This is a genomic window from Lancefieldella parvula DSM 20469 (assembly GCF_000024225.1).
Lineage (GTDB): Bacteria > Actinomycetota > Coriobacteriia > Coriobacteriales > Atopobiaceae > Lancefieldella > Lancefieldella parvula.
Window position 1 is genome coordinate 676,537 of record NC_013203.1, and the last position, 25,044, is coordinate 701,580.

At 46.9% G+C, this 25,044-nt stretch carries 17 protein-coding genes and 3 tRNA genes; 14 read left to right on the forward strand and 6 right to left on the reverse strand.

What is annotated here, in order from left to right; all coding sequences use genetic code 11:
- The first annotated feature begins 40 nt into the window (after window positions 1-40).
- The 3 genes from APAR_RS03120 (at window position 41) to APAR_RS03130 (ending at window position 5,057) form a co-directional block, all read left to right on the forward strand.
- Window positions 41-1,234 carry an ABC transporter ATP-binding protein gene (locus APAR_RS03120; RefSeq protein ID WP_012808694.1) on the forward strand — a complete coding sequence of 398 codons (1,194 nt, stop codon included), beginning with the start codon at window positions 41-43 and terminating at the stop codon, window positions 1,232-1,234.
- A 65-nt stretch (window positions 1,235-1,299) separates the two neighbouring features.
- Window positions 1,300-2,793 carry a 4-alpha-glucanotransferase gene (gene malQ, locus APAR_RS03125; protein WP_012808695.1) on the forward strand — a complete coding sequence of 498 codons (1,494 nt, stop codon included), beginning with the start codon at window positions 1,300-1,302 and terminating at the stop codon, window positions 2,791-2,793.
- Window positions 2,793-5,057 carry a glycogen/starch/alpha-glucan phosphorylase gene (locus tag APAR_RS03130; RefSeq protein ID WP_012808696.1) on the forward strand — a complete coding sequence of 755 codons (2,265 nt, stop codon included), beginning with the start codon at window positions 2,793-2,795 and terminating at the stop codon, window positions 5,055-5,057. Before malQ ends, APAR_RS03130 begins: the two co-directional genes overlap by 1 nt.
- A 214-nt stretch (window positions 5,058-5,271) precedes the next feature.
- Here the strand turns inward: APAR_RS03130 and APAR_RS03135 are convergent.
- Both APAR_RS03135 and APAR_RS03140 read right to left on the reverse strand, forming a co-directional pair.
- Window positions 5,272-5,347: transfer RNA gene (locus tag APAR_RS03135), tRNA-Gly, on the reverse strand.
- Window positions 5,348-5,370: 23 nt separating this feature from the next.
- A tRNA-Pro gene (locus tag APAR_RS03140) sits at window positions 5,371-5,447 on the reverse strand.
- Between the two features lie 155 nt (window positions 5,448-5,602).
- Between APAR_RS03140 and gdhA the strand changes: the two genes are divergently transcribed.
- Window positions 5,603-6,934 carry an NADP-specific glutamate dehydrogenase gene (gene gdhA / locus APAR_RS03145; protein WP_012808697.1) on the forward strand — a complete coding sequence of 444 codons (1,332 nt, stop codon included), beginning with the start codon at window positions 5,603-5,605 and terminating at the stop codon, window positions 6,932-6,934.
- A 229-nt stretch (window positions 6,935-7,163) separates the two neighbouring features.
- Here the strand turns inward: gdhA and APAR_RS03150 are convergent, their stop codons facing one another.
- On the reverse strand, window positions 7,164-7,763 hold the full coding sequence (locus APAR_RS03150; protein ID WP_012808698.1) for a DNA-3-methyladenine glycosylase: 600 nt from the start codon (window positions 7,761-7,763) through the stop codon (window positions 7,164-7,166).
- A gap of 130 nt (window positions 7,764-7,893) precedes the next feature.
- Between APAR_RS03150 and carA the strand changes: the two genes are divergently transcribed.
- From carA to clpX, 6 genes are all read left to right on the forward strand, one after another.
- Entirely contained in the window at window positions 7,894-9,183 is a 1,290-nt protein-coding gene (carA, locus tag APAR_RS03155) for a glutamine-hydrolyzing carbamoyl-phosphate synthase small subunit (protein ID WP_425357245.1), read from the forward strand.
- Window positions 9,183-12,404, forward strand: coding sequence for a carbamoyl-phosphate synthase large subunit (gene carB / locus APAR_RS03160; protein ID WP_012808700.1), 3,222 nt, complete (start codon window positions 9,183-9,185; stop codon window positions 12,402-12,404). The genes carA and carB overlap by 1 nt, the downstream gene beginning before the upstream one ends.
- Window positions 12,405-12,549: 145 nt before the next feature.
- Window positions 12,550-12,635 (forward strand) — tRNA-Leu (locus APAR_RS03165).
- A gap of 59 nt (window positions 12,636-12,694) precedes the next feature.
- Window positions 12,695-14,119: a trigger factor gene (gene tig / locus APAR_RS03170; RefSeq protein WP_012808701.1), complete on the forward strand. Its 1,425-nt coding sequence runs from the start codon at window positions 12,695-12,697 to the stop codon at window positions 14,117-14,119.
- Window positions 14,120-14,250: 131 nt separating this feature from the next.
- Window positions 14,251-14,859, forward strand: a complete 609-nt coding sequence (locus tag APAR_RS03175; RefSeq protein WP_012808702.1) for an ATP-dependent Clp protease proteolytic subunit — start codon at window positions 14,251-14,253, stop codon at window positions 14,857-14,859.
- Between the two features lie 26 nt (window positions 14,860-14,885).
- Window positions 14,886-16,184, forward strand: coding sequence for an ATP-dependent Clp protease ATP-binding subunit ClpX (gene clpX / locus APAR_RS03180; RefSeq protein ID WP_012808703.1), 1,299 nt, complete (start codon window positions 14,886-14,888; stop codon window positions 16,182-16,184).
- A gap of 42 nt (window positions 16,185-16,226) precedes the next feature.
- On the opposite strand, the gene APAR_RS03185 is transcribed toward clpX, so the two are convergent.
- From APAR_RS03185 to APAR_RS03195, 3 genes are read right to left on the reverse strand one after another with little or no spacing between them, the layout of a single operon-like run.
- Window positions 16,227-17,372 carry a glycosyltransferase family 8 protein gene (locus tag APAR_RS03185; protein WP_245526068.1) on the reverse strand — a complete coding sequence of 382 codons (1,146 nt, stop codon included), beginning with the start codon at window positions 17,370-17,372 and terminating at the stop codon, window positions 16,227-16,229.
- A 17-nt stretch (window positions 17,373-17,389) separates the two neighbouring features.
- Window positions 17,390-18,160 carry a TatD family hydrolase gene (locus APAR_RS03190; protein ID WP_012808705.1) on the reverse strand — a complete coding sequence of 257 codons (771 nt, stop codon included), beginning with the start codon at window positions 18,158-18,160 and terminating at the stop codon, window positions 17,390-17,392.
- Window positions 18,153-18,887, reverse strand: a complete 735-nt coding sequence (locus APAR_RS03195; protein WP_012808706.1) for a tRNA threonylcarbamoyladenosine dehydratase — start codon at window positions 18,885-18,887, stop codon at window positions 18,153-18,155. The genes APAR_RS03190 and APAR_RS03195 overlap by 8 nt, the downstream gene beginning before the upstream one ends.
- A 183-nt stretch (window positions 18,888-19,070) precedes the next feature.
- Here APAR_RS03195 and APAR_RS03200 point away from each other — a divergent pair, with 183 nt between their 5' ends.
- From APAR_RS03200 to APAR_RS03215, 4 genes are all read left to right on the forward strand, one after another.
- Window positions 19,071-21,758: a valine--tRNA ligase gene (locus APAR_RS03200; RefSeq protein ID WP_012808707.1), complete on the forward strand. Its 2,688-nt coding sequence runs from the start codon at window positions 19,071-19,073 to the stop codon at window positions 21,756-21,758.
- 77 nt (window positions 21,759-21,835) lie between these two features.
- Window positions 21,836-23,509, forward strand: a complete 1,674-nt coding sequence (locus APAR_RS03205) for a formate--tetrahydrofolate ligase (RefSeq protein ID WP_012808708.1) — start codon at window positions 21,836-21,838, stop codon at window positions 23,507-23,509.
- Complete coding sequence (locus APAR_RS03210) at window positions 23,509-24,162, forward strand: cyclodeaminase/cyclohydrolase family protein (protein ID WP_012808709.1); 654 nt, start codon at window positions 23,509-23,511, stop codon at window positions 24,160-24,162. Before APAR_RS03205 ends, APAR_RS03210 begins: the two co-directional genes overlap by 1 nt.
- Before the next feature lies 1 nt (window position 24,163).
- The gene (locus APAR_RS03215) at window positions 24,164-25,033 is read left to right on the forward strand and encodes a bifunctional 5,10-methylenetetrahydrofolate dehydrogenase/5,10-methenyltetrahydrofolate cyclohydrolase (protein ID WP_012808710.1); all 870 of its coding nucleotides are present in this window, start codon (window positions 24,164-24,166) and stop codon (window positions 25,031-25,033) included.
- The last annotated feature ends 11 nt before the right edge of the window (window positions 25,034-25,044 follow it).

Consider the following 25,044-nt stretch of genomic DNA (forward strand, 5'->3'; position numbering starts at 1 on the left):
TTTATTGCACAAGCTATAGGCATTTCTGAAAGGTTTTATCATGGCAGAAATCGTTTTAAAGAATATAAAAAAGATTTACCCAAATGAGAAAAAGCGCAAGTCTCTCTTTGGTAAGAAAACTGAGCAGAAAAAGAGCAATCTTGAGGTGACTGAAGAAGGCGTTGTTGCCGTTCAAGATTTCAATCTCACTATTAAGGAGCACGAGTTTGTAGTGCTCGTTGGCCCTTCAGGTTGTGGCAAATCTACTACGTTGCGTATGATTGCAGGTCTAGAAGATATTTCTGCCGGTGAGCTTTATATTGATGGAAAGCTTGTTAATGACGTTGCGCCAAAAGATCGAGATATTGCAATGGTCTTCCAAAGCTATGCTTTGTATCCAAATATGACCGTTTATGACAACATGGCGTTTACTCTTAAGCTTAAAAAGGTTGACCCACAAGTTATTGACGAGAAGGTCCGTGCAGCTGCAGAGACATTAGGCATTACGGCATATCTTGATCGTAAGCCAAAGGCTCTTTCTGGTGGTCAGCGTCAGCGTGTTGCAATTGGTCGCGCAATTGTCCGCGATCCAAAAGTCTTTTTGATGGATGAGCCGCTCTCAAATCTTGACGCAAAACTGAGAAATCAGATGCGTACAGAGATTATTAAGCTTCGTCAGAAAGTTAATGGAACCTTTGTCTATGTTACACACGATCAAACAGAGGCAATGACCTTAGGTGACCGTATTGTTATCATGAAGGATGGTTTTGTCCAGCAAATCGGAACTCCACAAGAAGTGTTTAACAGACCTGCAAATCTGTTTGTTGCTGGTTTTATTGGTATGCCGCAAATGAATTTCTTTGACGCGCACCTTATTCGCGTGGACAATGAGTTCCATGTAGAGACTGAAAACATGTCATTTGAAATTTCTCCTGAGATGGCCAATTTGTTAGCACAGTCTTGGGTTGCTTCACCAGCAACAGACGTTATTGTTGGCATCAGACCTGAGCAGATTTATCTGACTGAACCAAATCAAATTGGTGCCTTTAAGGGAAATCTTGAGGTAAGCGAACTTATGGGCTCTACAGTTCACCTTCATGTTCACACTGATGATGGTAACTTTGTCCTTATCGTGCCAGCAACTGAACTTGCAAAACGTAACCTCAAAATTGGTGATGAGATGTGGTTTAAATTTGAAGATAATGCTGTTCATCTCTTTGACAAGAATACGCAAGATAATCTAGTTAAGTATTAAAGTTTGTTGTACTGGCTTATCTTGAAAGAGATAAGCCAGTACTCTTTTTTGTGAAAGAGGCAATTATGGGACGAGCAAGCGGAGTACTTATGGCCGTTTCTTCTCTTCCAAATTCATATGGGATTGGTACGTTTGGCAAAGAAGCTTACGATTTTATTGATTTTCTCGTTAGGACAAAACAAAGGTATTGGCAAGTTTTACCTCTTACCACTACAAGTTATGGTGACTCTCCTTATCAGTCTTTCTCTGCAGCAGCAGGAAGCCCTTACTATATTGATTTAAAAGATCTTGAGAGACTTGGCTATTTAAAGTCGGATGACTTTGAAGATATTTTCTTTGGAACAAGCAAGACTTGTGTTGATTATGGAGCACTTTTTGTAAACCATCGTCGCTTACTTAATCGTGCGTTTGATAGGTTTATGCAGGATATACCTAATGATTTTGAAAAGTTCTGTCGTGATCAGGCGGAGTGGCTTGATCCTTATGCGGAGTTCATGTCATTAAAGGAAGAATTTGGACACAAAGCTTATTGGGAGTGGCCAAATCTTTACCAACAAAGAAATGAAACTACTGCAAAAGAAATTAAGAAACTTCAGAAGTCAGTTTTGTACCACAAGATGACTCAGTATTTCTTTTTTACTCAATGGGCAAAGGTTAAGTCTTACGCCAATAAAAGGGGAGTGCTCATAATTGGTGATCTTCCCATTTATGTTTCACGAGATTCTGTTGAGATGTGGGCACAGCCAGAACTGTTTAAGATAAATGAAACAGGACGACCTATTGCAGTCGCAGGGACTCCTCCTGATCACTTTTCTTCTACCGGTCAATATTGGGGAAATCCCATTTATAACTGGGAGTATATGAAGAAGTCTCACTATTCATGGTGGGTTTGGCGAGTGAAGACAAATCTTGAAATGTTTGATGTACTTCGAATCGATCATTTTAGAGGCTTTGAGGCGTATTGGGAAATTCCTTACGGAGCTACAGATGCTCGAGAAGGCAAATGGATGAAAGGTCCAGATTTGGAGCTGTTTAAGGAGCTAGAAAAGCAGCTTGGGAAGCTTCCGATTATTGCGGAGGATCTGGGTCTGTTTACACCAGAGCTTATTGCCATGCGAGAAAAAACTGGTTTCCCAGGAATGAAAATCCTGCAATACGGATTTGACGGAAAGTATGATTCTAGAGATCTTCCTCATAACTACACCGCAAATACCATTGCTTACGTGGGAACGCATGATAATCCAACTGCTCGCGGTTGGTACGAGACGCTGGCTACCGATAGAGAGCGTGAACAGGCAGATATCTACCTTCACCGTTCAAAAGATGAGCCGATTGGAGAGGCGCTTTCACGTGGAATTGCAGCTTCTGTGAGCGATACTTGTATTCACACCATGCAAGATCTTCTTGGCTTAGATGATTCGGCACGTATGAATGTCCCGGCTACGGTCGGTGGTAACTGGTGCTGGCGCATGAAGCAGGGGGCAATTACGCGTCATACAGAGGATTTCTTAAGAACTATTACTGAGATGTATTTCAGGGTGTATATAGAGGAGAAGTAATGAACTTAGACACCTTATCTCTTCAACAATTTGGTCAACCACTGTCTGATATTACTGACAGTCAAGTTTTTGAATTACTGCTTCAAGTGGTTAAGAGTAAGTCAGACGCTCTACCGTTAAACAATGGTAAGAAGAGACTTTATTACATTTCTGCAGAGTTTCTCATTGGAAAACTGCTTTCAAACAATCTCATTAATTTGGGTATTTATAACGACGTAAAAGAGCAGCTTTCTAAAGCTGGTCATTCGCTAGAAGACGTCGAAGAGCTTGAAGTTGAGCCTTCACTCGGAAACGGCGGCCTTGGTCGATTGGCAGCATGTTTCATTGACTCTATGTCAACACTTGGTTTACCAGGTGATGGTGTAGGGCTTATGTATCATTTTGGCCTCTTTCATCAGAAGTTTTTAAATAGGCAACAAACTACTGTTCCGGATGCTTGGGTTTCTGATGATAAATGGCTTGAAGATGAAAAAACGTCATTTACCGTGGAATTTAGGGATTTTTCAGTAACGTCTGAACTTTATTCCATTGATGTATTGGGATATTGTCGAGAAAAGAAAAACAGACTTCGTTTGTTTGATCTGCAAACTATTGATGAATCATTAGTTTCTGATGACGCAATTGATTTTGATAAGACTGCCTTAAAAAAGAATCTAACGTTATTTTTGTATCCTGACGACTCAGATGAAGATGGTCAGCTTCTTCGCGTGTATCAGCAATATTTTATGGTTTCTAATGCTGCGCAGCTGATTGTTAAAGAGGCAGTTGAGCGCGGTAGCAATGTTCATGATCTGGCTGATTATGTTGTTATTCAGATTAACGACACGCATCCTACAATGGTAATTCCAGAGCTCATTCGTATTTTGACCGAGAAATACGGGATTTCGTTTGAAGAGTCTGTAGATATTGTTTCTTCACTTGTCGCATACACAAATCATACGATTTTGGCTGAGGCTCTTGAGAAGTGGCCTCTTAAATTTATCGAGAAAGTTTCTCCAAAGATTGCTTCGATTATTAAAAAGCTTGATGAACATATTCGTAGTACTATCTCTGATCCAAGTGTACAAATCATCATTGATAATAAAGTTCACATGGCTAACCTTGCCATTCATTACGGTTTTAGTATCAATGGTGTTGCGGCACTTCATACTAAGATTTTGGAGGAGACAGAGCTTAAACCGTTCTTTGATTTGTATCCAGAAAAGTTCTCTAATAAGACCAATGGAATTACCTTCCGTCGCTGGTTAATGGGTTGTAACCCTGAACTTGCCGAGTATCTTGATGTGTTGTTAGGTGATAGTTGGAGAGCATCTGCTCATCTTGAAGAACTTTTAGCATATCGAGATAACGATGAGGTCCTTAATAAACTTCAGGAGATAAAACAAGCGGCTAAAGATAGAATGAGCAGGTTTTTGCAGGATAATCAAAATGCAAAAGTTATCAATGATTCCATTATTGATGTTCAGGTAAAGCGTTTCCACGAATATAAACGTCAGCAAATGCTATTGCTTTATTTGATTTGGAAATATTTCGATATCAAGTCCGGCCATTTACCAAAGCATCCTATTACTGTCATTTTTGGTGGAAAGGCTGCACCGGCATACGTAGCCGCTCAAGATATCATTCATGCGATTCTTGTTCTTTCATCTTTGATTGCTAACGATGCAGATGTTTCACCATATCTTCAGGTGATAATGATTGAAAACTACAACGTTACTGCCGCTGAACACGTTATTCCGGCAGCTGAAATTTCAGAGCAGATTTCACTGGCTTCTAAGGAAGCTTCTGGAACTTCCAACATGAAGTTCATGCTTAACGGTGCTGTTACCGTTTGTACAGTTGACGGCGCCAATGTAGAGATTGCCGATTTGGTAGGCGAGAAAAACATTTACACGTTTGGTGCATCAAGTGATGAGGTTGTAAATCTCTACGAGTGCAAGGGTTACAAAGTACAAGAGTTTTATGAGAAACCTGAGATTAAACCGCTTGTTGATTTCTTAATAAGTCCAGAGTTTATTTCTCTTGGAAATGAGGAACGCCTAGAGCGTCTTCACAAAAATTTGTGTTCAGAAGACTGGTTTATGACGCTTCTTGATTTGGAAGTATATATTGCAACAAAAGAGCGCGTGTTCGATGATTACGAGGATAGAAGAAGCTGGCTTCAGAAATCTCTTGTAAATATTGCCATGGCGGGAACGTTCTCGTCGGATAGAACCATTGCTGAATACAATGATGAGATTTGGCATCTCACTCCTGACAAGTAAAACAAGTAATCTAAATGCGTTTTAATTTGTTTTGGCGCCACGGTTTGTGTTTCGTTTGATAGAACACAGACCGTGGCAATTCGTTTTTTGATTTCATTTTTGATGTTGAAATTTAGATTCAGATTACCGCTTAGGTAGTAAAGCCACGAGAAAATCGTACGTGTATCATCGCACGTTATATGAAAATAGAAAAGTAATGAAACTAGGGAATTAATGGAGCGGCGGACGGGACTCGAACCCGCAACAGTCAGCTTGGAAGGCTGATGCTCTACCAATTGAACTACCGCCGCAAGGGTAAAGCAAAAAGAAAAAATGGTCGGGGTGACTGGATTCGAACCAGCGACCCACTGCTCCCAAAGCAGTTGCGCTACCAAGCTGCGCTACACCCCGAGCCGAAAGAAAAGTATAGGTGACAAATAGCCTAAGAGCAAGAAGAAATTGTAATCTTTTTGAACTAATTTTTCGGTGATTATATTTTTCTATTTTGTTATGTAATCGAAACAATAGATGACTATGCTATTCGTAACCACTTCGAAAGGGGTTTCATGAGCTATTCATCTAAAGTAATCGCGCAGCTCGAAGAGCGTTATGCAGATCAGCCTGAGTTTATCCAGGCAGCAAAAGAAGTTCTTACAACTATTCAGCCTGCACTTGACGCACACCCAGAGTTTGAGAAGGCTGCTCTGCTTGAGCGTCTTGTTGAGCCTGAGCGTACTGTTATGTTCCGTGTTCCATGGATTGATGACGCTGGCAACGTTCAAGTTAATCGTGGATATCGTATTGAGTTCAACTCTGCAATTGGACCTTACAAGGGTGGGCTTCGTCTCCATCCAACAGTTAACCTCTCAATCTTGAAGTTTCTTGGTTTTGAGCAGATTTTTAAGAACTCACTAACTACACTTCCAATGGGTGGTGGCAAGGGCGGCTCTGACTTTAACCCAAAGGGCAAGTCCGACCGCGAGATTATGGCGTTCTGCCAGTCATTCATGACCGAGCTTGCTCGCCACATTGGTCCTAACACCGATGTTCCAGCTGGTGACATTGGTACTGGCGCACGTGAGATTGGCTACATGTTTGGTCAGTACAAGCGCCTCCGCAATGAGTGGACTGGCGTCTTGACCGGCAAGGGCCTAACCTTTGGTGGGTCTCTTGCTCGCACCGAGGCTACCGGCTACGGCGCGGTTTACTTCCTCACTCATATGCTTGCCGAGAAGAACGATTCTCTTGCAGGTAAAACGGTTTGCATCTCTGGCTCTGGAAACGTTGCTACCTACGCTGCTCAGAAGGCGCAGCAACTGGGAGCAACCGTAGTAACTGTTTCTGACTCCTCAGGTTATGTCTATGACCCAGATGGTATTGATGTTGAGCTATTGAAAGACGTCAAGGAGGTCCGTCGCGCACGTATCATGGAGTACGCTGATGCACGTTCTTCCGCAACCTTCTTCCCAGGTGAGCGTCCTTGGGGCCAGAAGTGTGACATCGCCATGCCATGCGCAACTCAGAACGAGCTTGAGCTCGCTGATGTGCAGAAGCTTGTCGCCAACGGCACTAAGTACGTTGTTGAGGGTGCTAACATGCCTACTACTCTTGAGGCAACCAACTACCTTATTGAGAAGGGCGTCTTCTTCGCACCTGGTAAGGCTGCCAACGCGGGTGGCGTTGCTGTCTCCGGCCTTGAGATGTCTCAGAACGCCGAACATCTTTCCTGGACGTTTGAGGAGGTAGACTCCAAGTTGCAAGGAATCATGGAGAGCATCTACACCGCTGCTTCAGAGGCCGCTGCGACGTATGGACATCCTGGCAACCTAGTCTTTGGTGCAAACATTGCAGGCTTCCTCAAGGTCGCAAATGCAATGATGGCTCAGGGCGTTTGCTAGTTCATATATCACTTGGCGAGAAACCCGATGTTGCAGCACTCGATTGAGTCAACTGCACTGTCGGTTTAGTTTCACCTTAAGATTCAAAAGGGTCTTGGTCTCCCAAGGCCCTTTTTGGTCGTTTATTGTGTTGCCTATTAATTGCGCTTTTCTGTGCGCCCTGTGTATCCTACGTGCTTTACGTGTCTGTCACATCTGATGCGCTTTACGTACTTGACGCAATTGTGCTTTACGACTTTGAAACAAACGTATTGCCCTCGATGAAAAAGCGCTTCAGAGCATCAGCGTTTTTGCTGATGCCTACGCGAGGTGAGCGATCAATTGTTTCACCTGGTAACAGGGGAGCAAAGTCCAGAATAAGCGGCTCAACCTTTAGGTCATGCCTGTATAACCCCTTGTCAACGCCAAGCGCCGCACATACTTTACCTGGTCCGTTAGTGAGGTCGCGCAGCTTGAGCGGGTGCTTATGCGCATGACCCGCTTCGCGGAGTATGCGCATAACCTCAATACCCTCAAGAGGCTCAACAGCACGCACTAGACATCCGCTGCCAAAACCTTCAGATCCGCACACCACATTGCAGCAGTGATGCATACCGTATGAAACGTACACATACAGATGACCTGCAGGTCCAAACATAGCAGCGTTGCGCTCGCTGAATCCTCCAAACGCATGACTTGCAGGATCGTCTTGGTCGTAGGCTTCGGTCTCCACAATTCTTGCCACAAGTTTGTGTTTCTCGCCATTAAGCGTAATTGTCCTCGTTAGAGTGCATCCCAGCAGAAGTGGCGCAACTACATCTGAGGGATTCTCTAGAAAATCTGGAAACATGCCATCTCCTTTATTGGTTATGCGTTACAATACTACCAACCTTTAAGGACGGTGCGAGACACCGGCAAGGCCCCATAGCGTTGAGCGCGCATGTTCGCTGTTGAGCCTCCACAAGGAGTGCTCTTTTTTTATGGCTCGGCATGCTCGTACGCAGATCGGAGGATATATGAATCCACTGGCAAGTGCTACCTCGCAGCCTCGAGCGCTGCTTGTTCTCGAAGATGGAACAACCTTTGAGGGGAGGTGCTGCGGTGCTAGCGGAGAGACCTTCGGCGAGATTGTTTTTAACACGTCTATGACGGGCTATCAGGAGATTATCTCCGATCCAAGTTACGCCGGCCAGATTGTCACGCTGACCTATCCTCAGGTAGGCAACTACGGCATTGATCCTGCGGTTATGCAGCGAGACACCCTGCACCTACGCGGTTTTGTGGTGCACGATATGTGCTATGAACCAAGCAACTGGACTTCCAAGCAGAGTCTGCCTGAGTTCCTACAGGAAAACGGCATTGTTACCATTGAGGGTATTGACACTCGCGCGTTGACCATGCACTTGCGTGACTTCGGTGCACAAAAGGCAGCCATTTCCACCGAGGACTTGGATTCCGCCCACCTGCTTGCACGTGTCCAGGCGTCGCCTCATATCTCCGAGCACAACTTTGTCCCCGACGTTTCCGTTACCGCTCCTTACGTGGTCCCTGCTACCTCCAAGAAGCGCTTCAACGTTGTCGCTTACGACTGTGGCGAGAAGAACGGTATTCTCCAGGGTCTTGCGGCAAACGGCTGCGAGGTCACGGTTGTACCGTGGAATACACCTGCAGAGGACGCCTTGGCTTACAACCCAGACGGCATCTTCTTCTCCAATGGTCCTGGTGATCCAGAGCAGGTTGATGCTACGCAGGAGGCTGCTCGCGGCGTTCTGGGTAAGGTTCCTGTCTTTGGTATCTGCTTGGGTAATCAGATGCTCTCTATTGTTGCAGGTGCAGATATCGAGAAACTCAAATTTGGACACCACGGTGGCAATGAACCAGTTATGAATCTTCTGACAGGCAAGGTTGAGATTACTGCTCAGAATCACAACTACGGGCTGGTGTTCCCAAGTTTGGGCAAGCTTATTGCAGAGGAGTCCGGTGGAATCTCCGAGCATTTTGACAACCTCTGTGAGTGGTCTGCAAGGCACATTGCTCCTGTTGTGCAGACAAAGGAGTTTGGCCGCGTCCGACTCACACACGTTAACCTTAATGACGGAACTCCAGAGGGCATTCAGTTCCTGGATATCCCTGCATTCTCCGTCCAGTATCATCCTGAGGCAAACCCAGGACCTCACGATTCATCCTACTTGTTCAAGGCATTTGCACGTTTGATGGAAAGACAGTCTGACTATCTTGCCATCGACGTTCGTGAGGGGAGGCGCTTCTAATGCCAAAGCGTACTGATATCAAAAAGATTTTGGTTATCGGTTCTGGTCCAATTGTTATTGGTCAGGCTTGTGAGTTTGACTATTCCGGCACACAGGCTTGCCGCGCCCTTCGCAAAGAGGGTTTTGAGGTTGTTTTGGTCAACTCAAATCCAGCAACCATCATGACTGACCCAGAAACTGCAGATAGAACGTACGTTGAGCCAATCACTGTTGAGTCCGTTACTCGTGTCATCGAGCGCGAGCGTCCCGATGCACTTTTGCCAAATATGGGCGGTCAGACTGCTTTGAACTGCACCATTGGTCTTGGCGAGGCAGGTGTTCTTGACAAGTACAATATCGAGGTTATCGGCTGCAACCTGGATTCTATCCGTACCGGTGAAGACCGCGAGCTCTTTAGCGAGGCGGTCCAGGACATTGGCCTGGAGGTTGCTCGCGCAGACATTGCTCATTCTATGGAAGACGCTCAGCGCATTGTTGCCGATTTGGGATATCCTGTGGTCATTCGTCCAAGCTTTACTCTTGGTGGCGCTGGCGGCGGTATCGCGCACACTCCAGAAGAGCTCGTAGAGATTGTGGAGCAAGGCCTCTTGCTTTCTCCTGAGCACGAGGTGCTGGTAGAGGAGTCCATCGAGGGCTGGAAAGAGATTGAGATGGAGGTTATGCGCGATACCACAGGTAACGGTATTGTTGTTTGCTCCATCGAAAATCTTGATCCTATGGGTGTCCACACCGGAGACTCTATCACCGTTGCTCCAGCTCAGACGCTTACCGATAAGGAGCTCCAGAACCTCCGTGATTACTCCATTGCTATTCTCGAGCGTGTAGGTGTTGCCTGCGGTGGTTCCAACGTTCAGTTTGCGGTCAATCCAACTAATGGCCGCGTCATCGTTATTGAGATGAATCCTCGCGTTAGCCGTTCTTCCGCGCTTGCTTCCAAGGCAACCGGTTTCCCAATTGCAAAGATGGCTGCGCTGCTCTCTGTTGGTTATACGCTTGATGAGATTACCAACGACATCACCAAGGCAACTCCAGCAGCTTTTGAGCCTTCTATAGACTACTGCGTGGTTAAGGTCCCTCGCTTTGCCTTCGTCAAGTTCAAGGGCACCAGCCGCGTTCTGACAACCCGTATGAAGTCGGTTGGCGAGGTCATGGCTATGGGCAGAACCTTTGAGGAGGCCCTGCAGAAGGCGCTTCGTTCTTTGGAGCAAGATCGCGCCGGTCTGGGTGCTGATGGTCACGATGCCTTTGACGAGAAGAACTTTGATGAGCTGGTCAGCAGACCAACACCAGAGCGTATTTTCTATGTTGCTGAAGCTCTGCGTAGAAACTGGAGCGTTGAGCGCATCCACGATATGACCGGTATTGATCCTTGGTACCTGCATCGTATGGCTGGCATCATTAACGCCGAGAAACACATCAAGAAACTGGGGCTTTCTGGTCTGACTACCCAAAATATGCTTGCTGCAAAACAGCTGGGCTTTTCGGATGAGCAGCTTGCGTACCTTACTGGTACCAAGGCAGACGTTGTCCGTGCCGTTAGGGAAGTGCTGGGTGTGCGCCCACAGATTAAGACTGTAGATACCTGCGCAGGTGAGTTTGGTGCAACTACGCAGTACCACTATGTCACTTACGAGAAGGGCAACGCTACAGAGTACGTTAAGGCTGAAAAGCCACGCGTCATGATCCTCTCCGCAGGTCCTAATCGCATTGGTCAAGGTATTGAGTTTGACTACTGCTGCGTACATGCTTCGTATGCTCTTCGTGAGCAGGGCTATGAGACTGTCATGGTCAATTGCAATCCAGAAACCGTATCCACAGACTACGACACCTCTGACCGTCTGTATTTCCAGCCTTTGACTTTTGAAGATGTCATGGACGTCATTGAGGTTGAGAAGCCAGAAGGCGTTATTGTCACCCTTGGTGGACAGACCCCAATTAAGCTTGCGCGCGCTCTGAAGGATGCCGGCGTTCCTATCATGGGTACCCAGCCAGAGGCTATTGACCTGGCAGAGGACCGAGACCGCTTCGCAGCCCTTCTAGACCGCCTCAACATTGCCTGCCCGCCATCGGCAGTTGCATCAACTATGGACGAGGCAAGAGATGCCGCTCGCCGCATTGGTTACCCATTGATAGTCCGCCCAAGCTATGTTCTTGGTGGTCGTGGTATGGCTATTGTCTACGATGACTCTGACTTGGTTACTTACATGAAGTCCGCTACACACGTCACACCAGATCGTCCGGTCTACTTGGATGCCTTCCTTGAGGACGCTATTGAGCTGGACGTTGATGCTCTTTGCGACACCGAAGAGTGCTACGTAGGTTCTGTCCTGGAGCACATTGAGGAGTGTGGCATTCACTCTGGCGACTCTGCTTGCTGCTGGCCGCCCTTCTCGCTCTCTGAAAAGATTGTTGGCCAGATTAGAGCTATCACCAAAAAATTGGCGCTTGCCTGCGACATCCGAGGTTTGCTGAATATCCAGTACGCTGTTCGTGACGAACATGTCTTTGTCATCGAGCTCAATCCTCGAGCTTCTAGAACTGTGCCTTTCTCGTCTAAGGCAACTGGCGTCTCCCTGGCTAAGTTTGCATCTCGTATCATGGCTGGCGAGAAAATCAGTGAGCTTAAAGCACAAGGTCTGCTCCCTGATGAGAATCGTAGCGTTGACTACTATGCGGTTAAAGAGGCGGTTATGCCTTGGTCCAGGTTTCCTGGCGCCGACTCAATCCTTGGTCCTGAGATGAAGTCTACTGGTGAGGTCATGGGCATTGCTCGTACCTTCCCAGCAGCGTATGCAAAGACTCGTGAGGCAGTTGAAAATAAGCTTCCTGAGCAGGGCTCAGTCTTTATCAGTGTGTGCGACCGCGATAAGCGTGCCATTGCTCCTGTTGCTATGGCTCTAGAGAACCTTGGTTACGGCATCTACACTACGGGTGGTACAGCAAAAACGCTGCGTGCGGCTGGTATCAACTGTACTACTGTCAATCGTATTTCCGATGGTCATCCAAACGTCGTTGACCTTATGCGCGATAAGACCGTCAGCTTTATTATCAATACGCCTCACGGTCACGAGGCCCACAGTGATGGCACCAAGATGCGTGCAGAGGCTGTCAGCCAGGGTATTACCTGCGTTACTGCAATGTCTGCAGCAACTGCTCTTATCCAAGCACTCGCGGCAGCAAGAAAGAGTAAGCCAGAGACCTTTGCTCTGCAAGATCTTTAAAGCGAGCTTGGAGTATTAGCGTTTTATCTGAACTAAGACCGGTCTTAAAAAAGGCCGGTTTTTTCGTGAGAGAAGTGTTTAGAATGCGAAGTTCTCCTAGTGAAGAGCGCAAAAGTTTGTTATTATTGCAAGGCTGCATAAATATGCGGGCGTGGCGGAACTGGCAGACGCGCTAGATTTAGGTTCTAGTGGACTAAGTCCGTGGGGGTTCGATTCCCTCCGCCCGCACCATGCAGAAATTTGGTTAAGAGCTGGTACGCCAGCATTTTTTACGAGACACTGGAGGAACGTTGAACATCACCGTTACCGCAGATAAGCCAGTTGACGAGAAACTCACCGTCAAGGTTACAGTTCCTGCTGCAGAGGTAGACGCTGCCATTAAGCAGGCTTACAAGGACATTGCAAACAAGTATTCCTTCCAGGGTTTCCGCAAGGGTCGCGCACCTCGTCCTGTTATTGATGGCATTGTTGGCCGCGAGGCAGTTCTTGCTCAGGCAACCAATGATCTTCTCGGCGCAGCAGAGCCACAGCTCCTTGAGGAGCTTGATCTTGTTCCAGTTGGTCGTGGTGATTACAACCAGGATGCAGACCTTCCTGTTGAGGGTCAGGATTACTCTTATGAGGTAGTCTTTAACGTTCGTCCTGAGGCTAAGCTTGACTCTTACGATGCACCTGCAATTAACATGCCACCAAATGAGGCAACTGAGGCAGAGATTGATCATCAGATTAAGCAACTTCTCTCTTATCAGGCTAAGTTTGAGAACACCAAGGAGAAGCGCGCTGTTAAAGAGGGCGACACCATTGGTGTAGACATCAAGAACATTGAGGGTGCTGCTCACATGGAGGGCGAGGACCGCGTTCTTACCCTTAATGGCACCCAGGCTCCAAAGGAGCTTGAGGAGGCACTCATCGGCATGAAGCCAGGTGAGGAGAAAGAGGTTAAGTGGACTCACAGCCATACTCACGGCGATGAGGTTCACTCTCACGATTACGATATCAACGTCAAAGTTGTTGCTCACAAGAAGTCCGTCACCCCAGAGTTGACTGACGAGCTTGCAAAGAACACCTTTGGTTATGACACTGTCGAGAAACTCCGTGAGGCTGTTAAGTCTGAGATTGAGTCCGATAAGAAGAACTCTCTTCCAACCCTTAAAGAGGACCGCGTTGTTGAGGCAGTTGGTAAACGCCTTCAGCTTGACGAGGTTCCAGAAGAGTACAAGAACGAGGTCTTCAACGAGATTGCTCAGGAGTTCCTGAATGGTCTTCAGCAGCAGGGTATGAGCCTTGATATGTTCCTGTCTGCACGCGGTATTAAGACCGACGATTTTATTGCTGACCTTCGTGTTCAGGCAGAGGAGCGTGCTCGCCAGTCCCTGTCTCTTGACGCAATGGCTGCAGAGCTCAAACTTGAGGCAACTGAGGAGGATATCCGCGCAGAGTTTGAGCGTGCTGGTGTTCCTAACGTTGAGACTGCAATTGAGGAGTGGCGCAAGGCTGGCCGTCTTCCTGCAATTCGTGAGTCCATTCGTCGTTCCAAGGCTCTTGATTGGCTGCGTGACAACGCAACCGTCACCATTGTCGACGAGATTGCTGAGGCTGCTAAGGAAGAGAAAAAGGCAGAGAAGAAGCCTGCTAAGAAGACTTCTGCCAAGAAGGCTCCTGCTAAGAAGAAGGCAGCTAAGAAGAGCGAGGACGCTAAAAAGGACGCTGAGTAGTCCGCAACTGGTTGGGTTTCTCGCCAGAAAGACTGCGTTAAAGGTTGCAGTTACTTTGAATTTTTCATACCCCGGGTTAGAGACATGCTTCCCGGGGTATGTTTCTAGGGAAAGATATTTGAAGGAGGATTATGCATTATCCAACAAACATTCCAACCATTCCGTATGTTATTGAACAGACTCCTCGTGGTGAGCGTAGCTATGATATTTACTCTAGGTTGCTCAATGATCGTATTGTTTTCTTGGGTGAACCTGTAACTCGTGACTCCGCAAACCTGGTCATTGCACAGCTTTTGCACCTTGAGAGTCAGGATCCAGATAAGGATATTTCTCTTTACATTGACTCTCCTGGTGGAGACGTTTATGCAGGTCTGGGCATTCTTGATACTATGAATTTTATCAAGCCTGATGTTTCTACTATCTGCGTTGGTATGGCAGCATCAATGAGCGCTGTTCTTCTTGCAGCTGGTGCAAAGGGTAAGCGTCTTGCACTTCCTAACTCTATGGTTATGATTCATCAGCCATCCAGTGGCGTTCAAGGCCAGCAGACTGACATTCAGATTGTTGCAGATGAGACAAAGTGGATTCGCGAGCATATTAATGAGTTGCTTTCGGATTATACTGGACAGTCTATCGAGAAGGTCAATGTAGACACAGAGCGCGATAATTATCTTCGTGCACAGGAGGCTTGTGACTACGGTCTGGTTGATCGCGTTATCTCTTCTCGTAACGATCAATAATTGTTCTCGTATTGAGGATTTACGTAATGGCTAATGACCAGAATTTTTCGCCTTTTGGCGGATTAGATGAGATGCACTGTTCTTTCTGCGGAAAGAGTAGGTCGCAGGTAAATAAGCTTATTCAGGGTCCTGGTGGTGTCTGCATTTGTGATGAATGTGTCACTACCTGCTCTGACATGATTGATGAGTCCCTTGGCTTTGATGAAGAGTCAGAAATTGAGACTCACTCTGATGAGCCTGTTATTAAAGACTTGCCAACTCCACATGAGATTTACGATGAACTGTCTCAGTACGTAATGGGTCAGGAAGACGCTAAGCGTGCTATGTCGGTTGCGGTATACAACCACTATCGTCGTATTCTTTCAGGCAATGATGAGCCTCAGGAGGGCAAAGAGGACGTTGAGATTGCAAAGTCCAACATCTTGCTGTTGGGTCCTACTGGTACAGGTAAAACACTGCTTGCCCAGACACTTGCTCGTTTTCTTGAGGTCCCGTTTGCTATTGCTGACGCAACAACTCTTACCGAGGCTGGTTATGTTGGTGAAGATGTCGAGAATATCTTGCTTAAGCTCATCACTGCAGCTGACGGCGATGTTGAGCGCGCTCAGGTAGGTATTGTCTACATCGACGAGATTGATAAGATTGCCCGCAAAGCTGAGAATCTCTCAATTACTCGTGACGTTTCTGGCGAAGGTGTTCAGCAGGCACTTCTGAAGATTCTTGAGGGTACGGTTGCAAACGTTCCGCCAACAGGCGGTCGTAAGCATCCTCAGCAGGAGCTTATTCACATTGATACCACCAACATCTTGTTTATCTGTGGTGGCGCTTTTGTTGGACTGGATAAGATTGTTGCTGACCGTATTGGTAAAAAGGGAATTGGCTTTAATTCTGATGTTGCCAAGAATGTTAAAGAAGATGAGTCTGAGCTTATTGCAAAGGTAATGCCTCAGGATTTGCACAAGTTTGGCATGATTCCAGAGCTTTTGGGTCGTATTCCTGTTATCACTTCTACTCGTGAGCTTGGCGAAGAAGATTTGATGAGTATTCTCACAGATCCAAAGAATGCTCTTACCAAGCAGTACAGGCGCATGTTTGAGCTTGAGGGAGTAGATTTAGAGTTTACTGAGGATTCACTCAGAGAGATTGCCAAGAAGGCTTTGGCTCGTGGTACTGGCGCCCGTGGTCTTCGTGCAATTTGTGAGTCTACGTTGCAAGAGATCATGTTTGACCTGCCTTCAGATCTGGATATCACCAAGGTTGTGGTTACTCCAGAAAGTGTTGGCGGAGACAATGCTCCAGAAATCATTAGGGGCAAAAAGGGTTAATTTAAAGCCATAAAAAAGGAGGTCGAAAGACCTCCTTTTACGTTACAGATTGCCGCCACCAAGTTTGTTGTATGACGTAATAACTTTGGTGCGTGTTTTGGTACCTGGTGGAAAAACGGTATCAAACAAAGGCATCAAGCCACGGAAAAGTACACCGCTTTGCACGCGATGAGAAAGACCTCTTACAGTGCGTCTTGACTCTTCAAGCTGTGAACGAAGTTCCTCAAGGTAAGGGGAGCGGCGAGCATAGAACCAGAAAAGACCTGCAAGATCTGAGTTTGGATAGAGCCAAGGTCTGTTGTCAGGTCCCGCAAAATGCGCAATGCAAATATTCTTACGAGCTTCTTCGTATTCTTCTCGTATATCTTTTGGTGCCTGAGCAACAATGTGATCACGACGGAGAAACTGCCAATCTACCAGGTAATTCCACTTCATATTAATACGAAGATAGTGACCGTTTACAAACCTATTGAGGACATCTTGATCAAGCCAGCGCCATGTACGCATGGTTGAGACCTTGAGAAACTCTTCAGGAGAAATCTGCTTTCTAATCTCTTCTAGGTTCATTAAAATGACGCCTGCTTGGAAGTAATCGTGAGGATCATCCATGCCCAGTTCATTTTTTAGGTAGGGTCCAACTGTGGCGTCATAGCCATCAATCTGGCCAATAGTATCTGCGTCGCGCGTAGCACCCACCAAATATCCAGTGATATCAATATCGTAGAGCTCTGCAATGTCGGTATTAACTACCAGGTCAGAATCAAGATAGATGGCTTTATTAACGTTAGGAAGCAGTGAGGGAGCAAGAAGTCTGTAGTAGGTTTCTGGTCTAAAGTGACCATGATGAGGAAGCTCAATGTCACCAAGGGCGGCGTCAACATCCAAAAAACCAACATGCACGTTGTTAACAAGCTGCGCCTGACGAGTAAGCGTAATCATGTTGGTAGGAGAGAGGTCACGAGTCAGAACAATGATGTCGTAGCGACGCTCTGGATTGACGTTCTCAATAATGGACTGAATTGCTACAGATAAATATGGTACAAAGTTGTCACTACAGGCAAAAACAAGCACAACGTCGTTAAGAGCAAGACCTAGCTCATCAGATGAGCTTGCAAGCATTGCCCCAGAAAGTTGCGCTCTGCCTGATCCAACAAGGCGTTGCGTAGGTATTTTACGTAGTCTTCTCATACGTAAGACTTTAACACTTAGACGCCAAAAACGCCTGCCGCGTTTGCCATTACTTCAGTTTGCACAGAGTATCCACGAGCCTCGCTGAGCCCACAAAGAGCACGTTTGAGACTGCCCACAATGTCTTTTGTATCGATATCCGTATGATTGCTTGCAGGAAGGTCAGTCTCTGTAAGTAGCTTGTCTTTTGGATAAACCTTAGCATACTCACGGCCTCGCTTGGTTTTAAGGCTCATCTCACCAACAGAGAACCAACAACCAAGCTTAATGGCCCTCTGGAGCTCGTTTGAGCTGCCGCTAAACCAATGAATGATAGGAATACACGCTTGAGCGGCTCCTGTCTGCTCAAGAATATCCAGCACCGTATCAGCGCTTCTAACGGTGTGCATTGAGAGCACCCGAGGCTGGCCGTTGCGCGAAAGCTCTGCAGCGCGAGTGCAGATTTTCGTAAAAGCCTTAACCTGCAGCTCTTGCATTCCATCAACACAATAGCGAGAAGAAAAATCTAGTCCAATCTCACCAACGTAAGGTATCTGCTCCATGAGCTCTAGCAGAAGCTTTATATCTTTTTCAGTGACGCGTCCGTCAGAGATATACCAGGGGTGCGCTCCAAGTCCCACACGAATATTGTCTTCCGAAAGCTGAGGAGAAAGTTCTAGGTAGTCGTGAGGAGTAACGCCGCAGGAAAATAAACCTAATCCAGCTTCATGGGAACTTCTCGCTACATTGAGTGGGGAGTCCATAAGATTTGCGTGAACATGAGCATCAAAGTATGTGAGGCTACTCATAAGCAAGCCCTGACAAATGTAAGATGACGTCTGAAGCAATCATCTGTCCCATAATAGGAGGGTAGTAGGACATGGTGCCCAGCTTGGCGGATTTGCCCGTTGCGCCCTCTGGTGCAAAAACTGGTCGCGCTGGCTCGGGAGAATAGAGAACACGGAAGTCGGCAAGACCGCGCTTCTTGGACTCTTTTCTCATGACTCTTGCCAGAGCATCAGTATGCGTTTTTGAGAGCATAGTAATTTCCAGGAGTTCTGGGTGGATTTTATTACCACCGCCCATGCTGGAGATAAGATATATGTTATTTTTCTGGCACCAGGCTACAACAGCCAATTTGGCAGAAATGGTATCGATAGCATCAACTACAACGTCCGGTTTTGGAAGAGCAGAGAGTTGCTCATCAACGTTATCTTTGAGCAGAAAGGTGTCAAGAGTTACTACGTGAGCGTCTGGATTAATGTCCAGAATCATTTCTTTGGTAACATCAACTTTTCTTTTTCCAATGGTACTCACGTAGGCAATAGCTTGCCTGTTAAGGTTACTTGCTTCTACTGCGTCAGCATCCACTAAAACAAATGAGCCCACACCACCCCTTGCTAGTGCCTGAACACAGTTTGAGCCAACACCACCAAGTCCTAAGATCATGACGCAGGAATTTTGAATCTGTCCAAGGCGGTCTTTTCCCAGGACAAGTTCAAGTCGAGCAGTGGCTTCAGGAATTGTGGCAGACATAGAGCTCCTCATAAAATGTATCTGCAGATAGTATAGCTTGATACCTCAATTTAGCTTCAAGAAGTGTAGACCGATAGTAATTTTAACTAATGGTAAGAAAGCGGCCCATAAGTCGTCTTTTATTAGTAGAATAAATGAAGCAAATTTTGACGATGTTGTCAGCACATGAAAGGCAAGATTACCGTGGAAGAAATGCCCAAGAATTATGATCCTCAGGCAGCTGAGCCCGAGCTCATTGAAAAGTGGATGAAGGCAGATTGTTATGGTCGTAGTAAGGGAACAGAAGACCGTACGGTAGTTATCCCTCCACCAAACGTTACTGGCATCCTTCACATGGGTCACGCCATGGATGACACCATCCAGGACACCTATATTCGTTATTCTCGCATGCGTGGTTATTCAACTCGTTGGATTCTTGGAACTGACCACGCAGGCATTGCAACCCAGACTAAGGTTGATAAGAAGCTCAAATCAGAGGGTATTTCTCGCCTTGAGATTGGTCGCGAGAAGTTCGTGGATGCCTGCTGGGATTGGACGCGTGAGTACGGCGGAACCATTGTTTCTCAGATTAAGCGCATGGGCTGCTCCATTGATTTTAATGATGAGAAGTTCACCATGTCTCCTGAGTACACTCAGGCTGTTCGTAAGGTCTTTGTTGATTGGTATCATGACCAGCTCATTTATCGCGGTAAGCGCATTGTAAACTGGTGTCCTCATTGCGAGACTTCCATCTCTGATGATGAGGCAGAGTACGCTGACGAGAAGGGCCATCTTTGGTACCTGCGTTATCCACTCAAAGAGCCTGTTAATGGTATTGAGTACATTACTGTAGCAACTACTCGTCCAGAAACTATGTTGGGCGATACTGGCGTAGCTGTTTCTCCTCAAGATCCAGAAAAGGCTGATCTTGTTGGAAAGACTGTCATTTTGCCAATTGTTAATAGAGAGATTCCAATTTTCTCTGACTGGCATGTTGATGCAGGTTTTGGTACTGGTTTTGTTAAGGTAACTCCAGCTCATGATCCTAACGACTTTGCTATGGGTCAGACTCACAATCTTGAGCAGATTAATATTTTTGACGAGCATGCTGTTGTTGTTGATGGCTACGGTGAGTTCTCTGGCCTTGATAGAGATCAAGCTCGTGAGGCCATTGTTGCTTGGTTTGAAGAGCACGGTCTACTTGATCACATTGAAGACCTTGATCACTCTGTTATGCATTGTTATCGCTGCGGTACTACGCTTGAGCCATGGCTTTCTGAGCAGTGGTTTGTTGCTGTCGATAAACTCAAAGAGCCTGCAGCACAGGTAGTAAAAGATGGTCAGGTTGCCTTCCATCCTAAGCGTTGGACTCAGACATACCTCACTTGGATGGAGAATCTTCGTGACTGGAACATTTCCAGACAGCTTTGGTGGGGACACCGCATTCCTGTGTTCTATTGCGATGATTGTGGCTGGCAGGATGCACTTATGGAGGACACAGATGTCTGTCCAAAGTGTGGCGGACATCATGTTCACCAGGATGAAGATGTTTTGGACACTTGGTTCTCTTCTCAGCTGTGGACCTTTGCTACACAGGGCTGGCCAAATCATCCTGACCAGCTTGAGGGTCACCACCCAACGCAGGTCCTGGTAACCGCTCGAGACATTATTGCTCTTTGGGTTGCTCGCATGATCATGAGTTCGCTCTACTTCACCAAAGAGATTCCATTCCATGATGTCTATATCTACGCAACTATTTTGGCTAAGGACGGCAGCCGTATGTCCAAGTCAAAGGGTAACGGCGTAGATCCTATGGACCTGATTGCTAAGTATGGCGCTGACGCAATGCGTTATAACCTGCTTACGCTTATTACTAACAACCAGGACGTCAAGTTTGATGCTGTTCTTGATAAGAAGACTCGTGAGCTTGTTGAGTCACCAAGAACTGATCAGGCACGTTCATTTGTTACTAAGATTTGGAACGCAAGCCGTTTTGTTCAGATGAACCTTGACGGTTACACCGCTGGTATGCCAAAAGCAGAAACGCCAGAAGATGCATGGATGTTCTCGCGTCTTGCAAAGGTTGTTGCAGAGACAACTGAGCAGCTTGAGACCTATGGCTTTGGCGAGTATGCCCGCAACATTCAGTCCTTCTTCTGGAATGATGTCTGTGACTGGTATATTGAGCTCTGCAAGGGTCGTCTTCTGGATGGAACTCCTGAGGAGCGCTTGCAGGTTCAGCGTAACCTTGTTTTTGTGCTGGACGTCAGCATGAGGCTGCTGCATCCAGCAATGCCGTTTGTTACCGAGAGCGTTTGGGATGCTCTTCCTGCTTCTGGTCTTTTGAGCCACGACGCAGAGTTTTTGATGATTTCTGAGTGGCCAGACCCACAGAAGCTTGCCAACTTTGTTGACGAGGCAGCTGAGCATAACTTCTCGCTTGCTAAGACCGTTGTTTCTGCTGTTCGTTCTTCTCGCGCTCGTTATAGGTTGTCTCCAAAGACAGATCTTGCGGTTATGGTTAAAGCTCCAGCACAGGATGTTGCAGCGTTGAAGGAGCAAGCAGCATTCATCCAGAATGTTGGTCGCGTAAGCTCACTTGAGGTTGCTGAGGAGCCCCAGAAGCCTGCTGGTTCTGTTTCTGTCGCCGATGCTGGCCTTGAGATGTACGTTGTTCTTGGTGAGCTTGTTGATCTTACTGCAGAGACCAAGCGTCTTCAGAAAGATCTTGAGTCTGCAAAGAAGGAACTCTCTGGCGTGGAGCGTACCCTTGCTAACGAGGGATTTGTTGCTAAGGCAGCACCTGAAGTTATCGAGAAAAAACGTGCACGCGCAGAAGAACTTACTACACTTGTTGCCCAGCTAGAGCAGCAGATTGCTGACTTCTCATAAGTAAAACTTGATGCGGCGTAACAAGTTGCATCTTGTGTTTAGTACGTGCAAACAGCCTACTTTAGGTTAGGAATAACATGTCTGAGGTTAAATCCGATATTGAGATTGCTCAATCATCCGAGATGCTTCCCATCTTTGAGGTGGCAAAGCGCGCGGGTATTTCAGAGGATCTTCTCGAGCCTTATGGTCGCTATAAGGCAAAGCTTGATGCACGTGCTCTGGCAGATAAGCCTCTTCGCGGAAAGCTTGTGTTGGTAACAGCCATTAATCCAACTCCAGCAGGTGAGGGAAAGACCACCACTTCAGTTGGCTTAGCAGATGCTTTGACTAGCCTTGGTCAGTCTGCCATGTTAGCGCTTAGGGAGCCTTCCTTGGGTCCTGTCTTTGGCGTCAAAGGTGGTGCTGCGGGCGGTGGATATGCCCAGGTAGTTCCTATGGAAGATATTAATCTCCACTTTACTGGTGACTTCCATGCTATTGGTGCTGCAAACAACCTTTGTGCAGCTATGTTGGATAATCATATCAAACAGGGCAACAGCCTTAACATTGATCCACGACGCATTGTGTGGAAGCGCTGCGTTGACATGAACGATCGCCAGCTCAGAAACGTTGTTGATGGTCTTGGTGGCATTGCAGATGGTATGCCAAGACAAGACGGCTTTGATATTACCGTTGCTTCTGAGGTTATGGCGGTATTCTGCCTTGCTTCGGGTATCAAAGACCTTAAAGAGCGCCTGGGTAGAATGGTTATTGCTTACACCTATGACCGCAAGCCTGTTACTGTAAGTGATATCCACGCAGAGGGTGCTATGACAGCGCTGCTCAAAGACGCTATTCAGCCTAACCTGGTTCAGACGCTTGAGCATACACCTGCGCTTGTCCACGGTGGTCCTTTTGCCAATATTGCTCATGGCTGCAATACCGTTGAGGCAACAAAGACCGCTTTGCGTCTTGCTGATTACGTTGTTACTGAGGCCGGCTTTGGTGCAGATCTTGGTGCCGAGAAGTTCTTGGACATCAAGTGCAGAGCTACAGGCCTTGCTCCATCAGCTGTTGTTCTGGTGGCAACAGTTCGTGCTCTTAAGTACAACGGAGGCGTTGCCAAGGCAGACCTTAATCAACAAAACGTTGAGGCGCTTAAAGAGGGCATTCCTAATTTGCTTCGCCATGTTGACAACATCCAGACGGTCTATGGACTTCCTGTAGTTGTTGCTATCAATGCATTCCCAACTGATACCGCTGAAGAGCTTGCTCTGGTAGAGGAGGAGTGCAAGAAGCGCGGTGTTAACGTAGTGTTGTCTGAGGTTTGGGCAAAGGGTGGAAAGGGTGGTCAGGCTTTAGCAGAAGAGGTCATGCGTCTTTGTCAGACTGAGTCTAAGCTCACTTTTGCTTACGACGTCAAAGAGTCTTTGAAGCAGAAGATTACTGACATTGCTACTAAGATTTACCACGCCGATGGCGTTGAATTTACTCCAAGCGCCGCTAAGCAGCTTCAGCAGCTTGAAGAGCTTGGCTTTGGCGAGCTTCCTATTTGTATGGCAAAAACACAGTACTCATTTACTGATGACCAGACCAAATTGGGTGCTCCAGAAAACTTTAGGATTACTGTGCGAGAAGTTCGTGTTTCTGCAGGCGCTGGCTTTGTGGTCTGTCTTACTGGTTCTATTATGACCATGCCAGGACTTCCAAAGGTTCCTGCTGCAGAACACATTGATGTTCTTGATGATGGAAGAATAGTGGGTCTTTTCTAATGTCTTATCCCTCTTCACCTGAAGAAGTAGCGTTTACAACGTATAGTGCAGAATCTTACGCTCAGCACCTTGCTGCTAAAGAGCCTATCCCTGGCGGTGGTAGTGCCGCTGCCTATGTAGGAGCGCTCGCAGTATCTTTGGCGTCAATGGCTGGAGTGTATGCACAAGGAAAACCCGCCTATGCTCAACATGAAAACGATCTTGCAAAATACATTGCCCGAGCTGGTGCGCTTCGCCAAGACTTCATGGAGCTGATGGACGAGGACTCTCGTCAGTTCTTGCTGGTTTCAAGTGCGTTTAGCGTGCCTAAGGATAACCCAAAGCGTGCAGAGGTTGTTGAGGATGCTCTTAAAGAAGCAGCCCAACCTCCACTGAAGGTTATGAGAAAAGTGTGCGAGTCCATTGAGCTTCTGGAAGAGATGCTTATTAAGGGATCCCGTATGCTTCTATCTGATGTAGGCTGTGGCGCCGCACTCGCACGCGGCGCTTTGATTGCAGCTTCTCATACGCTGTTTGTTAATACGCGCTCTATGCATGATACAGCGTATGCTCAAACGTTACTTGATGAGGCAGATAAGCTTCTGAACACGTATGTTTCACGAGCTGACGCCGTAAGTGACGCGGTGAGCGCACAGCTTAGACAGGAGGCATAACATGAGCTCAGAGACTATTTCACAGGAGCTTCGTGGCGCTCCCGTTGCTAAGGCGATAACTGAAGAGCTTGCTGTCCAGGTTGAGGAACTCCGTGCAGAAGGCATTATCCCTAGGCTGGTTATTGTTCGTATTGGGCAGAAAAGCGATGACCTAACCTATGAACGCGCGGCATATATGCGTGCAGAGAAGGTAGGTTTTGAAGTTGAAACCATCGAACTTCCAGAAGATGCTACACAAAAGCAAGTAAATACTACGTTTGACCAGGTTTCCGCCGATGCATCGGTGCATGGTTGTCTGCCTATGCGTCCATTCCCTGCTGGAATTGATGAGCATGAAGCGCTTCAACATTTAACTCCAGAAAAGGATGTTGACTGTGCCACTGATTCAATGCTGCTGGCAACGCTTTGTGGAACACCTGGTGCACTAGGACCTTGTACTGCAGAGGCAGTTCTTGCCCTTCTCGATTTCTATCAGGTACCTCTTGAGGGAGCCTCTATTGCAGTTGTTGGTCGTTCTAATGTTATTGGCCGTCCAGTAGCTGCGCTTTTAAGTGCAAGAAACGCTACAGTGACAGTGTGCCACAGCAAGACCAAAGATCTTGCTGCTACGCTTAAGCAGGCAGATGTTGTGGTTGTGGCTGCAGGTCGTGCGCACCTTATTGGAGCTGACTATGTAAGAGCTGGTCAAACCATCATTGACGTGGGCATTAACTGGGATGAAGCAGCCCAAAAGCTTGTCGGTGACGTCGATACAGAGCAGGTAGCACCACTGGTAAGCGCCTATACCCCTGTTCCTGGTGGTGTAGGTAGTGTGACTACGGCAATTCTTGCTCGACATGTTGTTGCTGCAGCTCAAAGAATGCTTGCATAAGAATGAAAGGT

What these genes read in the sequence shown, in the direction of transcription:
- APAR_RS03210 (WP_012808709.1), top strand. Translation starts at nt 23,509, where the DNA reads ATGTCTTATCCCTCTTCACCTGAAGAAGTAGCGTTTACAACGTATAGT.
- APAR_RS03215 (WP_012808710.1), top strand. Translation starts at nt 24,164, where the DNA reads ATGAGCTCAGAGACTATTTCACAGGAGCTTCGTGGCGCTCCCGTTGCT.
- carB (WP_012808700.1), top strand. Translation starts at nt 9,183, where the DNA reads ATGCCAAAGCGTACTGATATCAAAAAGATTTTGGTTATCGGTTCTGGT.
- gdhA (WP_012808697.1), top strand. Translation starts at nt 5,603, where the DNA reads ATGAGCTATTCATCTAAAGTAATCGCGCAGCTCGAAGAGCGTTATGCA.
- APAR_RS03190 (WP_012808705.1), bottom strand. Translation starts at nt 18,160, where the DNA reads ATGAGTAGCCTCACATACTTTGATGCTCATGTTCACGCAAATCTTATG.
- clpX (WP_012808703.1), top strand. Translation starts at nt 14,886, where the DNA reads ATGGCTAATGACCAGAATTTTTCGCCTTTTGGCGGATTAGATGAGATG.
- APAR_RS03150 (WP_012808698.1), bottom strand. Translation starts at nt 7,763, where the DNA reads ATGTTTCCAGATTTTCTAGAGAATCCCTCAGATGTAGTTGCGCCACTT.
- APAR_RS03175 (WP_012808702.1), top strand. Translation starts at nt 14,251, where the DNA reads ATGCATTATCCAACAAACATTCCAACCATTCCGTATGTTATTGAACAG.
- APAR_RS03130 (WP_012808696.1), top strand. Translation starts at nt 2,793, where the DNA reads ATGAACTTAGACACCTTATCTCTTCAACAATTTGGTCAACCACTGTCT.
- APAR_RS03185 (WP_245526068.1), bottom strand. Translation starts at nt 17,372, where the DNA reads ATGAGAAGACTACGTAAAATACCTACGCAACGCCTTGTTGGATCAGGC.
- APAR_RS03195 (WP_012808706.1), bottom strand. Translation starts at nt 18,887, where the DNA reads ATGTCTGCCACAATTCCTGAAGCCACTGCTCGACTTGAACTTGTCCTG.
- malQ (WP_012808695.1), top strand. Translation starts at nt 1,300, where the DNA reads ATGGGACGAGCAAGCGGAGTACTTATGGCCGTTTCTTCTCTTCCAAAT.
- APAR_RS03120 (WP_012808694.1), top strand. Translation starts at nt 41, where the DNA reads ATGGCAGAAATCGTTTTAAAGAATATAAAAAAGATTTACCCAAATGAG.
- APAR_RS03205 (WP_012808708.1), top strand. Translation starts at nt 21,836, where the DNA reads ATGTCTGAGGTTAAATCCGATATTGAGATTGCTCAATCATCCGAGATG.
- carA (WP_425357245.1), top strand. Translation starts at nt 7,894, where the DNA reads ATGGCTCGGCATGCTCGTACGCAGATCGGAGGATATATGAATCCACTG.